General features: G+C 48.5%; 14 protein-coding genes. 4 read left to right on the top strand and 10 right to left on the bottom strand.

What is annotated here, in order from left to right:
• From AC3DKE_RS09750 to AC3DKE_RS09780, 7 genes are all read right to left on the bottom strand, one after another.
• Window positions 1–915 (bottom strand): heavy metal translocating P-type ATPase (locus AC3DKE_RS09750; RefSeq protein ID WP_487990565.1); only part of this gene is annotated, 915 nt, incomplete at its 3' end.
• A gap of 45 nt (window positions 916–960) precedes the next feature.
• The gene (locus AC3DKE_RS09755) at window positions 961–1,152 is read right to left on the bottom strand and encodes a heavy-metal-associated domain-containing protein (protein ID WP_340675269.1); all 192 of its coding nucleotides are present in this window, start codon (window positions 1,150–1,152) and stop codon (window positions 961–963) included.
• 94 nt (window positions 1,153–1,246) lie between these two features.
• A complete protein-coding gene (locus AC3DKE_RS09760; RefSeq protein WP_411730313.1) occupies window positions 1,247–2,455 on the bottom strand; it encodes a cation:proton antiporter in 1,209 nt (402 codons plus the stop codon).
• A 110-nt stretch (window positions 2,456–2,565) separates the two neighbouring features.
• Window positions 2,566–2,724 carry a helix-turn-helix domain-containing protein gene (locus tag AC3DKE_RS09765; RefSeq protein ID WP_487990566.1) on the bottom strand — a complete coding sequence of 53 codons (159 nt, stop codon included), beginning with the start codon at window positions 2,722–2,724 and terminating at the stop codon, window positions 2,566–2,568.
• Window positions 2,725–2,839: 115 nt separating this feature from the next.
• Window positions 2,840–3,223 carry an HIT family protein gene (locus AC3DKE_RS09770; protein WP_487990567.1) on the bottom strand — a complete coding sequence of 128 codons (384 nt, stop codon included), beginning with the start codon at window positions 3,221–3,223 and terminating at the stop codon, window positions 2,840–2,842.
• Between the two features lie 153 nt (window positions 3,224–3,376).
• Window positions 3,377–4,180, bottom strand: a complete 804-nt coding sequence (locus AC3DKE_RS09775) for a PaaX family transcriptional regulator C-terminal domain-containing protein (protein ID WP_379068849.1) — start codon at window positions 4,178–4,180, stop codon at window positions 3,377–3,379.
• 315 nt (window positions 4,181–4,495) lie between these two features.
• Window positions 4,496–5,413: a crotonase/enoyl-CoA hydratase family protein gene (locus tag AC3DKE_RS09780; protein WP_340675273.1), complete on the bottom strand. Its 918-nt coding sequence runs from the start codon at window positions 5,411–5,413 to the stop codon at window positions 4,496–4,498.
• Between the two features lie 267 nt (window positions 5,414–5,680).
• On the opposite strand from AC3DKE_RS09780, the gene AC3DKE_RS09785 reads away from it, so the two are divergent.
• Window positions 5,681–6,523 carry a metal-dependent hydrolase gene (locus AC3DKE_RS09785; RefSeq protein WP_340675274.1) on the top strand — a complete coding sequence of 281 codons (843 nt, stop codon included), beginning with the start codon at window positions 5,681–5,683 and terminating at the stop codon, window positions 6,521–6,523.
• A gap of 284 nt (window positions 6,524–6,807) precedes the next feature.
• Here AC3DKE_RS09785 and AC3DKE_RS09790 read toward each other — a convergent pair whose 3' ends face one another.
• Window positions 6,808–7,938, bottom strand: a complete 1,131-nt coding sequence (locus AC3DKE_RS09790) for an S-(hydroxymethyl)glutathione dehydrogenase/class III alcohol dehydrogenase (RefSeq protein ID WP_484217051.1) — start codon at window positions 7,936–7,938, stop codon at window positions 6,808–6,810.
• A 164-nt stretch (window positions 7,939–8,102) separates the two neighbouring features.
• Between AC3DKE_RS09790 and AC3DKE_RS09795 the strand changes: the two genes are divergently transcribed.
• Complete coding sequence (locus tag AC3DKE_RS09795) at window positions 8,103–8,969, top strand: LysR family transcriptional regulator (protein ID WP_487990568.1); 867 nt, start codon at window positions 8,103–8,105, stop codon at window positions 8,967–8,969.
• A gap of 95 nt (window positions 8,970–9,064) precedes the next feature.
• Here AC3DKE_RS09795 and AC3DKE_RS09800 read toward each other — a convergent pair whose 3' ends face one another.
• Complete coding sequence (locus tag AC3DKE_RS09800) at window positions 9,065–10,021, bottom strand: AraC family transcriptional regulator (RefSeq protein WP_487990569.1); 957 nt, start codon at window positions 10,019–10,021, stop codon at window positions 9,065–9,067.
• A gap of 201 nt (window positions 10,022–10,222) precedes the next feature.
• Here AC3DKE_RS09800 and AC3DKE_RS09805 point away from each other — a divergent pair, with 201 nt between their 5' ends.
• Both AC3DKE_RS09805 and AC3DKE_RS09810 read left to right on the top strand, forming a co-directional pair.
• Entirely contained in the window at window positions 10,223–11,359 is a 1,137-nt protein-coding gene (locus AC3DKE_RS09805; RefSeq protein WP_411730298.1) for an MBL fold metallo-hydrolase, read from the top strand.
• Window positions 11,356–12,195 carry a sterol desaturase family protein gene (locus AC3DKE_RS09810; RefSeq protein WP_487990570.1) on the top strand — a complete coding sequence of 280 codons (840 nt, stop codon included), beginning with the start codon at window positions 11,356–11,358 and terminating at the stop codon, window positions 12,193–12,195. Before AC3DKE_RS09805 ends, AC3DKE_RS09810 begins: the two co-directional genes overlap by 4 nt.
• Before the next feature lie 30 nt (window positions 12,196–12,225).
• On the opposite strand, the gene AC3DKE_RS09815 is transcribed toward AC3DKE_RS09810, so the two are convergent.
• Window positions 12,226–12,545: TMEM165/GDT1 family protein (locus AC3DKE_RS09815; RefSeq protein ID WP_487990571.1), on the bottom strand; the 320-nt coding region annotated here is incomplete at its 5' end.

Here is a 12,545-nt window from a genome sequence, read left to right on the forward strand (position 1 = left end):
CAGCAAGCCATCGGTGCTGATTGAGCCGCCCACCACTTGGTCATCAACGCCTTTTACTACGGGATGACTTTCGCCAGTAAGCATGGATTCATCGACTAAGCTTTGGCCTTCGGTGATGACGCCATCGATTGGAATACGCTCGCCGGGGCGAATGGCAACGATGTCGCCTAGCTTGATTTCAGACAAAGGGATTTCGCGCTCTTGGCCATCTTGGCGAATGCGCGCGGTATCTGGGCGTAGCGCCTGCAGCGCGCGAATCGCTTCTGTGGTCTGTTGTTTCGCTCTGCTTTCCAGCCATTTGCCCAACATGACCAGCGTGATCACGACTGCCGATGCTTCAAAGTAGACCTGATCGTGCGCCGCACTCGATACCATTAGGTGGTACACGCTGAGGCCATAAGCTGCCGACGTGCCTATTGCTACTAGCAGGTCCATATTGCCTGTCCGCGACTTTAACGCACCCCAGGCCGCGCGATAAAACCGAGCGCCTAAGATGAACTGCACCGGCGTGGCTAATAGCCATTGCAGCGTGACCGGCAGCATCCAGTCATATCCGAATGGCGCCACCAGCATGGGAACGACTAAAGGCAGCGTGAGTAAGATTGCAATAAGCAGATGCTGCTTTTCACGTGCATGGCGATTACTCACCTCGGGGCCTGCATTGTCCTCAACGAGCCTAGCTTGGTAGCCAATATTCACGATCGCCTCAATGAAGCGTGTTGGCGAGGCGCTGCCTTTCATGCGGATATGGGCTTTTTCAGTGGCTAAATTAACCGTTGCCGACTCAACCCCGTCGACAGCGGAGAGCGCCTTTTCAACACGGCCGGCACAAGATGCGCAGGTCATGCCATCGACAAAAAGATCTAGCTCATTCATGGTTTTATCACTGCCTATCTCGCTTGAGAGTTTGTTCATATGAGGCTCCTTGAGTCGGCTATCGTATCTGGCTACTACACCTGTTTATTGCACATCAAAGCCGACGTTTTTAATTGCGCTAGCTAGTAGCTCATACGCTAGAGATGACTCAATTTTCACCTGAGCTTGTGACAGGTCAACGTTAACAGATGCGTTGGAGTCGATCGCATGAATGGCCGTAGTGATTTTCGCCACGCAGCTACCGCAGCCCATTCCTGAAACTTTAAATGTATGCATGGTGTCTCTCCGATGAGTCGCAATGCGCGGCCTCAGCTGGCCGCATCCTTAAGATCAGGCTTTCCATAGTGGTAAGGTCAAGCGGATTTTAAAATTACCGTGAATTAGAACGCCGCCCCAGCCAGTTGGCGATAGGTTGTGCGCTGGCGCCATGCAATACGATGCTCATCAGCACGGTTAATACGACGACGGATATTAGCTGCTCGAATCCGGGTAAATTAAATTGCTCATCGATCACTAATACAAACAAAATTGATGCCAGTCCGCGCGGCCCAAACCAGCCGAGTGCGAGCTTATGTGCAGTTGGCATGCCAGTGCCTATTAATGACAGCCATATCGGTAGCATGCGCACTGCCGTCAAGAAACTTAGTGCTAGAAGGATGGTTTGCCAGCTGATATGGCTAAGGCCAATGGGCAATAAAATGGCGCCGAAAATGATGAAGGTCAGGATAGTGAGAATTTGACCTTCGCCCTCTACAAATTCGACGATGAAGTCGCGCTCGCTAGTGAGAGTGTTGCCCAACGTTAGCCCACCCACAAAGGCGGCGAGAAAGCCATTGCCACCTAGCTGTTCGGCGGCGGTAAAGCACAGTAGCGCGCCGGCGAGCACGGCAATGCCGCGGCTAGGGGGCGACACATAGCCATTGATAATGCAGCGATCTAGCAAACGAGCGAGGATGTAGCCAATGCCACCACCAATGAGTGGGCCAACAATGAGCTGTAGTGCAACGAATTGAAAAAGGCTTTCAGGCGCATCGTTGATGTAGGTGCCGGTAGCCTGCGCTGCCAATATTGCCGACATCATAATAACGGGTGCTGCTAGGCCATCATTCAGACCGCTTTCTACATTAATGCCTTCGCGCACGTGCTCTGGCACTTTAGGGCTAGCTAAAATGGGTTGCGCCAACGCGGCGTCGGTGGGCGTTAAGATCGCCGCTACCAGCAATGCCAGCACGAGTGGCACTTCGGGTAATAGCCAGTGCACTACTGCGGTGCCTAACGCGATTGTCAGTGGCATGCCAACCAGCAACATGCGAGCCGGTGTGGCGGCATGCCGGCGCAAGCTCGATAGTCGCACGCTGGCGGCATCGCTAAACAACACTAGTACCAGCGTGAACTCGGCAAATGTATGAAGCAGCTTGCTATCAACCCGAATATCGAGAAGCCCTGCGCCTGCCTCACCCAATAAGTAGCCAAAGCCCACAAATAACATGGGCAATGTCAGCAGAGTTTTTGATAAACGCTGAGAGATCAGTGCCCAGGCGACTATGCCAACGCAGATGGTAATAATTTGCCAGTTCACGCGCAGTTACACCCCAAGACTAGATCACATATTGTTTTTCAGATTAGCAGCAATGAGCTTGCGCTATAGCGTCTTAATGCAATAACTACTCGGACCAAGCCGCATAAGTACTAGATCTTCTTCCTAACGCTACTGGGCGCCATACCTGTCCAGCGTTTGAATGCTCGGCGAAAATCGCGGGCATCATTGAAGCCAAGTTCGTTGGCGATGGCGGTGATAGAGAGTATTTTATCGATCACAAGGCGCGTAAAGGGGCAGTGGTAGTTCACTGCATAGAGGGCGAGATTAGATTGAAAACGCCTAGTGCTACTAAGTCTATAAAATCAGGTCAGCTAGTATATTTAAATGGCTGTTTAAATTAAAAATTAGTTTTTTAGTATCTCATTAAGGCCAGTATTTTGCTTTATCAGGGATAACGAAACGAATCCCACCTCGTGGATCTGGCATGTCGTCAGAGTGTCTTGGAATTATATGCAAGTGGATGTGCTTCATCGTTTGTCCTGCCATTGGCCCGTCATTGATTCCTATGTTAAAGCTATCTGTCGAGTACTGTAGGGCAAGCTCGCCGCGGTGCTTGAAGAGCATTTCATCCATGCTTCTACGTTCGGCTTTAGTCGTTTCAAAGTAACTTTCAATATGACGATTTGGAATTATCAGCGTATGGCCTCTGGCTACTGGAAAGCCATCACGTATTACAAATACCCACTCATCTTGATCAATAATTTGCTCGGCACGGATATGGCAAAAAGGACAATGATGTGTTGCCATAAATATCTCCAAGATTAATTAAAATTTAATATAGATGCATCAGTATGTTTATCACGATAAAGGCTGTTTAGTGAATGGGAGTTTGGTGAACAAGAACAACCTCCATGTACTTTATTTGTATTAATAGAGAAAGCTCACAGGTCAAGCAGGCTTTCATTCAGTTAGGTAGCTATCTGAAATACGGCGCCAAATTTCATGGCCCACCATGTCGTAGTGTTTCACTACTGTCAGGCAGGCTCTGCGTTCGGCTTCGTCTACCAGAGGCGGCGGCAATAAGGGGTCATAAATCATTTGGCGAATCGCAGCCTCACCAATCAAGAACGATTCACGTGCGGCCTCTTCGAGTTCCAGTGCTTCAATTTTTGAGAGCGAATGCTCTAGTCGTTCTCTGATCTGTTTGTAGCCAATAGTAAGGCTTTGGCTATTCCATAGTTTGCGAGCCTGGGCTTCGCGCTCTTCATCTAGCTCACAAGCCTTCAGTACTATTGCATCTTGTTCGAGTCCCAGCCGACGTAGTCGCTGACGAATGACTTCGAGCCCATCGACCAGATTGTCTGGTCTGACATAAATGTCTCGATCGAGCTCCTGGAAGCCCAGAAGATTTAAGGCACGCTGGCGTTTAGCCAGAGCGGTGCGATTTGTGCGACCCAGCATTCCAGAGCAGACCATGATCCAGGCCCCAGTCCACTCTTTTAGACGCTGCTCTATGGTCTTCCATGACCCCAGCTCGCGGGCAAGCTCCGCTGCTGCCGGACCCAGTTGGTACGCGCCGCGACCAATTGCCTCGATTTGACCAGCTCCGCTTAAGCGAGCGAGTGCCACGCGTACACTACTAGGAGGAATGCCAAACAAGGCACAGGCCTCGACTGCTTCGCGAGTCAAGAGAGGTCGGCCTTCTGCTGCTAGTAATATGTTTAAAATCAAATCTTTAGGGCTTGCTGTGTTCATTTTCTTCATAGGAGTAGGCTCAATAGTTGTGGCATCCAGCACTCCATGAGAGGAAAGCCAAGCATCAGCTACTTAACGTTGCTGTTAGAGGCGTATGCTTTAACGCTACATGTTATATATTTATAGTGCCTTATATGAAGCTGTATTATTTAGGCAAAGTGCACTTGGGATGGTCATTATTACAAGTTTGAATGCCATTTCTCTCGCTATTAGGCATTTGCCGATGTGAGCTTTTGGGGCACTTTTTCTCTACGGATTTGAGTGTGCGTACTAACAGTGGTGGCCCCATAGATGCGCTGCTTTTTCCTTTGATGGAACCTGCTTTCATCCCTTAAATGAAGACATGCCAAAATCACCAAAAGGTTCATCGCGCTCTCGAACGGCTTGCTTGAAGCCAGCCTCGGCGGCCCGTTGCTGAAAGGCATAACCTTCTTGCGTGTGACGCGTAATGCCATCAAATACGGTGCCAAGAATTTGAGTGGTGTGTAGGCCTTGCTGCGAAACGGATTGATTCAGCAGCAACTTCATCATCACCAACTGATTAATCGGCATACGCGCAATGCGCTCCAGCAGGATCTCAAAGCGCTCATCAAGCTGCGCAGCCGGCGCAGACTCTATCGCCAACCCCCACTCTTGAGCCTCTTTGCCAGACAAACAGTCACCGGTAAAAAGCAGGCGCTTAGCTTTCTCTAAACCCAATCGATAAAACCAAATGGAGGTCGTTGGTGAGCCCCAAACACGGGCTGGCGGATAGCCAATTTTGGCATCATCAGCGATTACCAATAAATCCGAGCACAGTGCCATATCGGTCCCACCCGCCACACAAAAGCCGTGCACCTTGCAGACCACCGGCTTATCGCTGTGAAACAGGCTCATGAAGCCTTTCACATTGCGACTCATGCCCTGATAGTCGATAACCGGGTCCCAGGTTTGGCCGGGCAGATGGTTTTGCATCTGCACCATGGGGTCTGCGGGAGAGCCTGGGGGCAAGTCACTCTGACTCAGATGCTCGAAGCTCAGTGACTCGGCACTGTCGACCAAATCATAGCCACCACAGAAGCCAGTTCCATTTCCAGCGAGCGCAATCACATGCACGCTAGGGTCAAGATTGGCGCGCTCAACACAGGCAGCCAACTCGCGAGGCATATCCATCGTGATGCCGTTGCCGCGAGCGGGGCGATTGAGTGTGATTCGAGCGATACGGCCAGTAACCTCAAAAGTCATTGTTTTCAAATTATTCATACGAGTGCTCCACGGATTGGCAACAAAGCTACGGTAAATTTATTTTTCAAAAATACATTGTAATGATACTTGAAATCTAATTATATGTCTCTTGATGAAGCAATTCATCCAGTAGCCTGTCGGTAGCTTCATGCTCGACAGACTGCTGAGTTGGCTCTTAGTTATTGAGATGCCATGACAATGGTGTCTGCTAAGAAAAGCATGAGCGCGGCATTATTTTCAGACACACGTATTCTTAGTGCATAACATCAAATTGAGGTGGTCATCATGCCAAGTGCATACAATCCAAAAGCTATTCATCAGAAGGGGGCAAGCTTTCCCGTGCGGCGCATGGACTTTGATTTCACAGGAATCAATAAGTACTTTATTAATAATGATCCAGTGCCCTCCATGCTCTGGCTGGCTTTTCAAGCTTACTTTCCTGAAGGCGAAGCCTTCTTTGTAGATTCTGTGCGTGATATGCGTGATCAAGTTAAGGGCGAGCTACTCCAAAAGAATGTCAGCGCCTTTATTGGTCAAGAAGCTATGCATGGTAAAGAGCACTATGTGGCTAACGAAGAGGCGAGAAGACAAGGTATTGATGTCTCTGCGCTAGATAGAGCCACAGCAAGAGTTAGAAGGCTTGGAAATAAACACTTGTCGAAGAGATTTCGTTTGGCGTTAACCGCAGCGGCAGAGCATTTCACTGGTGTGATTAGCAGCCAAATAGCCAAGAGAGATGACTTTAGGGCAAGCATTGTTGACGACAGAATTAAGGCATTAATTCTCTGGCACGCCATGGAGGAGACGGAGCATCGCGCAGTAGCTTTTGATGTCTATCAAAGCACGGGAGGAGGCTATTTTACACGTGCGTTGGCCATGACAGTTGTGTCGATAGGCATTACCCCAACAGTGCTTTTTGGCATGATCGTTTGCTTGCGCCAAGACAGGCAACTTTCTAATTTAGCCTCTTGGAGCCGCTTCTTAAAAAGCTATTGGGGCTCTAACGGCTTTTTTTCCGAACTGCTTCCAGAGCTACTTCACTACTATCGATTAGATTTTCATCCTAATGACTTAGATGCGCAGGTTATTTTGCATACTCTCCGAAGTGAGTTATGTGCTGAGCAGTAGATTCGATGTGGCAATCAGTCTATTTGATTTAGAAAGCCTGTCTCGTAGATTTAAATCACCGAGACAGGCTTTCTAATTTCAAATGAACCATGCGGCAGTATTTAACTCAGTAGCTTTTTTAACTAATCGTTGAGCCTTATTTATTCAAAAATAAAAAACTCTGGGCTAACCAGTTTTTTCGATGAAATTATATCTGTTGAGGAAACAGGAGGCTTTAAACCCAATCCAATTTTCCACTATCCTTCGAGCGCTGCCCCGGCTAAAGGAGCAGCGACTGTATCTATCTACTTGTTGAAATGAATAACAGTGCGGATGCTTTCGCCTTTGTGCATTAGCTCAAATGACTCGTTAATCTGATCCAGGTTCATCGTGTGAGTGATGAAGTCTTTTAGTGGAAACTCACCTTTCATATAACGCTCGACGTATTCTGGCAGTTCGCTGCGACCTTTGACGCCGCCAAATGCTGAGCCACGCCAGACTCGACCGGTGACTAGCTGGAATGGGCGAGTTGAGATTTCCTGCCCGGCACCGGCAACACCAATAATAATCGACTCGCCCCAGCCTTTGTGGCAGCACTCAAGCGCAGAGCGCATGAGATTTACATTACCTATGCACTCGAACGAGTAGTCAACACCGCCATCAGTCATCTCTACTATGACATCCTGTATAGGCTTGTCATGGTTTTTCGGGTTAATAAAGTCAGTTGCGCCCAGCTTCTTCGCTAACTCAAACTTACTTTCGTTGATATCGATAGCGATAATACGGCTGGCTTTAGCCATCGTTGCCCCGATGACTGCTGACAGCCCAATGCCGCCAAGACCAAAGATAGCGACAGTAGCGCCTTCTTCAACTTTCGCGGTATTCATTACCGCACCCATGCCTGTTGTGACGCCGCAGCCGAGTAGGCAGACCTCTTCTAGGGGCGCTTCCTTATTCACTTTTGCCAAAGAAATTTCAGGCAATACGGTGTATTCAGAAAACGTTGAGCAACCCATATAGTGAAAAATAGGCTGGCCATCTTTGTAAAAGCGTGTGGTTCCATCCGGCATAAGACCCTTGCCCTGTGTCTCGCGAATTTTCTGACACAGATTGGTTTTCCCAGAGAGGCAAAACTTACATTCACCACACTCAGGCGTGTATAGCGGAATGACATGGTCACCTACCGCTACGCTGGTAACGCCTTCGCCAATTTGTGCGACGATGCCGCCACCTTCATGACCCAAAATGACAGGGAAAATCCCCTCGGGATCATCCCCCGATAAAGTAAATGCATCGGTATGGCATACACCACTAGCAATAACTTTTACTAGTACCTCACCTTTGCGCGGCAGCATGACATCCACTTCCTCTATAGACAGTGGCTGGTTTGGGCCCCAAGCAACTGCAGCTCGTGATTTAATAAATTGATCTGACATAGGAGTTCGTACTCTTTAGTTTATGAGCTTTTCTCCTCTATTTTGGCTGACCTCAGCCGCCACAGGCAGGAGCATTTTTGAGCTTATGATGGTCATTATATTTATTCCTGAAGAAGTGATAATGTGCGTCTTTGGTAAAATACCTTTGCGTATGAGTAATAATCATGAAGTGGGATGGCATTACTGAATTTGTATACGTTGCAGAGTATGAGAGCTTTACCCGAGCCGCAAAAGAAATGGCCATTTCGACGGCTCAAGTCAGTCGGCAAGTTAGTGCTTTAGAGAAAAGACTGAACATAAAGCTGCTTTACCGCACAACTCGCAACGTATCGCTAACGGAGGAGGGGCGTGTTTATTATCAACACTGTCGTAGTGTTCTCGACAGCTTAGATGCAGCTGAGCAGGCCGTGAGCAACTTAAGCTTGAAGCCACAAGGTATGATTCGGCTGACGGCCCCTGTTACTTATGGAGAGCAGCAATTACTGCCTTTAGTAAATGACTTCATGGTGCAATACGGCGACATTGAGGTGTCGGCTTTTCTGAGCAATCAAAATATTGATCTAATTGAAGGCGGTTTTGATTTAGCAATACGAATCGGCAAGCTGAGCGACTCTACCATGATGGCGAAAAAGCTAAGCCATCGAACAAATTTCGTCTGTGCTTCACCATCTTATATTGATCAGTACGGCATGCCGTACTCCTTAACGGAGCTTAGTAAGCATAACTGCCTGCTAGGTACTCTGGACTACTGGCACTTCAAGGAGTTGGGTAAAGATAGGAATGTTCGGGTGGTCGGTAAAATTCGCTATAACAGCGGCTACAGCTTAGTGGATGCCGCGTTAAAAGGCCTAGGCGTCGTGCAGCTACCGGACTATTACGTTAACAAGCATCTAGAGTCGGGCGAGCTGATTACATTGCTCGATAATTACCGAGAGCCCGAAGAGGGGATCTGGGCTGTGTATCCTCACAATCGACACTTATCACCGAAAATACGATTGTTAGTGGACTATTTGGCAGAGCGGTTACTGTAGTTGCTCTACTGTTTGTATCATCGAGTGCCTTTTCGGTTTGTGGCGAGCGGTGGTTGCTGAGAGGCGAAAGGGTCAATTATTGCTGTGCTTGGAAGTTAACTTGTCAGCGCCCCCCGGCTCACCTTCTGCCACTTTTTCGGCGATAAGCCACTGCCTTGCAAAAAAAAGTGGTTAAACGAGCTTTGCTCCTTGAAGCCTAGTAACTGACTGATCTGCAGAATGCTTAAATTCGAATACTGCAGATAATCCTGAGCATGATGCAAGCGAACATCGGCTAGTAGCTGTTGATAACTGGTTCCCTGTTGCTTTAGCTGCAGCTGCAAGCTGCGCTCGCTTTGCCCAAGAATAGCGGCTATTTGAGGTAGCTTTGGGCTGTTTAGTAGGTTCTTTCCAATATGGTTTTTCACCTGATCAACGATTTGCCCTGCAGTAGATTCGGCAACGGAAGGGCGAGCTATGTTCTTTAAAGGCCAGGCCAATACGTCAGCTGCAAACATCATGCTGTTATGGCTTTGGCTGAATCGGCACTGGGCTCGAAATCCTTGCTGGTACTTTGCTTCCTGGTGGTTTTCGGGCCTTGCATGAATAAAGCACACTTCCATTACGGGTATCAGCCGCCCCGTCAGCTGTTCTGCCAGATGAATAATTCCCGAAAGTACGCTTTCGCACACTAATCGCGCAGCCTTGTGCTGCTGGAAATGGGCTCGCCAGATCAGTCGAATATTTCCGCCGTCAGATTCAATGCGAGAGGTGCCCAGCCGATGTACCAGTCGCTCAAGAGTCATCACCTGATGCAATGCATGGCCTAAGGTCAGAGATTTTTCGCGCAGATTGACGAGGGCCTCACCTAGCACATCGAAGTTTTCCAAGCCTGCATTTTGACCTGCTTTTATACCGAGCAAGGGATCATGAAGAAGCTCGCTTGCACTAAGACAAAGTCGAAAGTAGTCCTCTACTGCGACAATTTCCGGAGGGTTAATCATCCATAAATCGCTAACTGAAATAGCATCAGCAAGGGCAGATAAGCGGCCGCCTTGTTGAAGGTAAGCCACGAGAATGGGCTGAATATACGCTCCAACCACAAAGTTTAGCGGGTGATTTCGAGAGGCGTCTGACTCTGGTTTGCTGATGGTTTTTATCGCCTTTTAGTAATTTTGATTCGTAATCAAACAATTAAGCTACGTTATAGCAGGCTAGGATGCTTTTCAATCAGCGAGTCATAGATCCCAACACAATTATAGAAGGGGCGGTATATGGGCAGCGTTCTCAAAACCAGCACGATTGAAAGCAGCATCATCAAGCCGATCAAGCATTTCGAAGAGGCTCGAAAGTGCAATACTGCGCACTATCGGCTGGAAGCCATGCGTAAAGCGGCGATCAGCTTCCGTGATGACATGCTGGCAAAGCCTCAGGCTAGGTTTTATCAAAGCATGGGGTTAATCCGCGTGCCGTACCCCAGCAAATATGCTTTTCTGAACTGCAATGTTATCCCTAACCCCTATATCCATATTCTGAATCGCGTGTTTATTGTGCAAGTTGATAGTGAAGAAGGTGTGAAAACAATATTGCTGTCACCGTCAGATGCCGAAGCGAACGCAGAAACCCCGTACTTCAGGAAAGTGATCGATAAGGCTGGACCGCTCAAAGCGTTGGTTAGGAAGTTTCTCGCGCCTGAAATCAACACAGTCGAAGCGTGCTTAAAACAGGTTGGTTTGACGCCGGAAGACGTGGATTACATAAGCTATGACCATTTGCACACTCAGGACATTCGTCGCTGGTTGGGAGATAGCAAGAATCCAGGTTTGTTCCCCAATGCCAAGCTTCTGGTGATGAGAGAAGAGTGGACTGCGGCTAATTTCCTGATGCCACCACAGTTCGATTGGTACTGCCCCAATGGATTGGCGGGTGTTCCGGAAAGTCGCATTATTCAACTGGATGGAGATGTGATGATTGGTGACGGGCTGGCACTGATTCGTACACCTGGCCATACCGTTGGAAATCATTCATTTGTGGCGCATACACCGGAAGGTTTGAAGGTAACCAGTGAAAATGGCGTTGGGCCAGATTGCTACGCGCCTCTGCATTCACGGATTCCTGGCCTGAAGAAATACGCGCAGCAAACCGGCATGGAAGTGATTCTGAATGGCAACACCCTTGAGGGCGGGCTTGATCAATACATTTCTATGGTGGTTGAGAAAACCATTGCTGGTAACCATCCGCTGTATACAGATTTCCCAAATATGGCGAACTCCTCCGAGCTAACCAGTTATTGGGGTTTTCCCGGGTACCGGCCAACCGTCACCTATGGCGATTTAAGCTTTGGTACTGTTTACAAAAAGAGGTCGCCTAATGTTGCGATAGCCGATTCGGTTTGCTTGGAGTCGTTATGAATATATTTGGATTGTGGGAGGGCTTTTATAACGATCCTTGGTTTTGGCAGTTTCCCATGGCCACACTGGCCATCAGCATGGCGGCTTTTTTGCTTGTCGCAACGCCTTGGACAATCGTTGCTTGGTTGGATCCCGTCTCGCTGAGAAAATATAAAATTCAACAGAAACCGTTTGAGGTTAAAAAGTTTTTGCTGCCGTCTCTTGGGCGTATTCTTGTTAATAACGCTATTTTGGCTTCGCTGCTGGTGCTGAGCTGGCCGCTGCTAAAACATACTGCCGTGCACAACAACGAGCTGCCTATCTGGTATGTAATTTTGGCGCAATTGCTGTTTTTCGTGCTGCTAGATGATTTTCTGTATTACTGGATGCATCGTTACATGCACGAGAACAAGTGGTTGCTGAGGCATGTGCACAGCGTGCATCACAGGGTTCGTAACACCTGCGGTATCAACGGCAACTATATGCACTGGCTGGAGTATTCGTTAACCGCAACGCTGACCCTGATAGGCCCCATTCTTTTGGGAGCGCATCTGTATGTCGTATGGATTTGGGTAATTATCCGGCAAATTGAAGGTGCAGATGGCCACATTGGCTATGACATTCCCTGGAACCCGGTGCACTTGCTACCTGTGTACGAAGGCCCTGTTTATCACGATTTCCACCATGCTAAATTCAAAGGCAATTACGCTGGGTTTCTACCGTATCTTGATAAATACATGGGTAAAACACACATACCTGCGTACTTGAGGTATGTGCAAGGGAAGAAGAGAGGCTTAACAGCGGTAGAAATTGAGCAGCAGGAGAGTGTGCAACAAACAGCTGGGAAGACCGGCTAACGAGCACTGACAAGCCAACTCGTCAGTGCTCTATAGGCCTAAATAAGAGCCAAGGCCGAGCAAAATACCTAAGCCCATGATGGCAAAAATAGCGGCGACCACACGATGTATCCATGTGGTTGGTAATGAGCTGGCGAACTTGTTACCTAGAAGCACGGCGGGAGCATTGGCCAAGAGCATACCCACAGTGGTGCCAAGAACGACTGCGATAAAACTTTGGTACTGGGCGGCAAGCGCGACCGTGGCTATTTGGGTTTTATCGCCCATTTCAGCAAGGAAAAATGCGACGACGGTGGTGCCAAAAACGCCTAATGACACGAACTTGGCATCACCTTCGTCGAGCTTGTCGG

The sequence above is a fragment of the Paraperlucidibaca sp. genome (assembly GCF_982810325.1).

Bases quoted from the DNA above. Each gene is read 5' to 3' on its own strand.
- AC3DKE_RS09755 (WP_340675269.1), bottom strand. From the start codon at position 1,152: ATGCATACATTTAAAGTTTCAGGAATGGGCTGCGGTAGCTGCGTGGCG.
- AC3DKE_RS09770 (WP_487990567.1), bottom strand. From the start codon at position 3,223: ATGGCAACACATCATTGTCCTTTTTGCCATATCCGTGCCGAGCAAATT.
- AC3DKE_RS09775 (WP_379068849.1), bottom strand. From the start codon at position 4,180: ATGAAGAAAATGAACACAGCAAGCCCTAAAGATTTGATTTTAAACATA.
- AC3DKE_RS09780 (WP_340675273.1), bottom strand. From the start codon at position 5,413: ATGAATAATTTGAAAACAATGACTTTTGAGGTTACTGGCCGTATCGCT.
- AC3DKE_RS09785 (WP_340675274.1), top strand. From the start codon at position 5,681: ATGCCAAGTGCATACAATCCAAAAGCTATTCATCAGAAGGGGGCAAGC.
- AC3DKE_RS09790 (WP_484217051.1), bottom strand. From the start codon at position 7,938: ATGTCAGATCAATTTATTAAATCACGAGCTGCAGTTGCTTGGGGCCCA.
- AC3DKE_RS09795 (WP_487990568.1), top strand. From the start codon at position 8,103: ATGAAGTGGGATGGCATTACTGAATTTGTATACGTTGCAGAGTATGAG.
- AC3DKE_RS09805 (WP_411730298.1), top strand. From the start codon at position 10,223: ATGGGCAGCGTTCTCAAAACCAGCACGATTGAAAGCAGCATCATCAAG.
- AC3DKE_RS09810 (WP_487990570.1), top strand. From the start codon at position 11,356: ATGAATATATTTGGATTGTGGGAGGGCTTTTATAACGATCCTTGGTTT.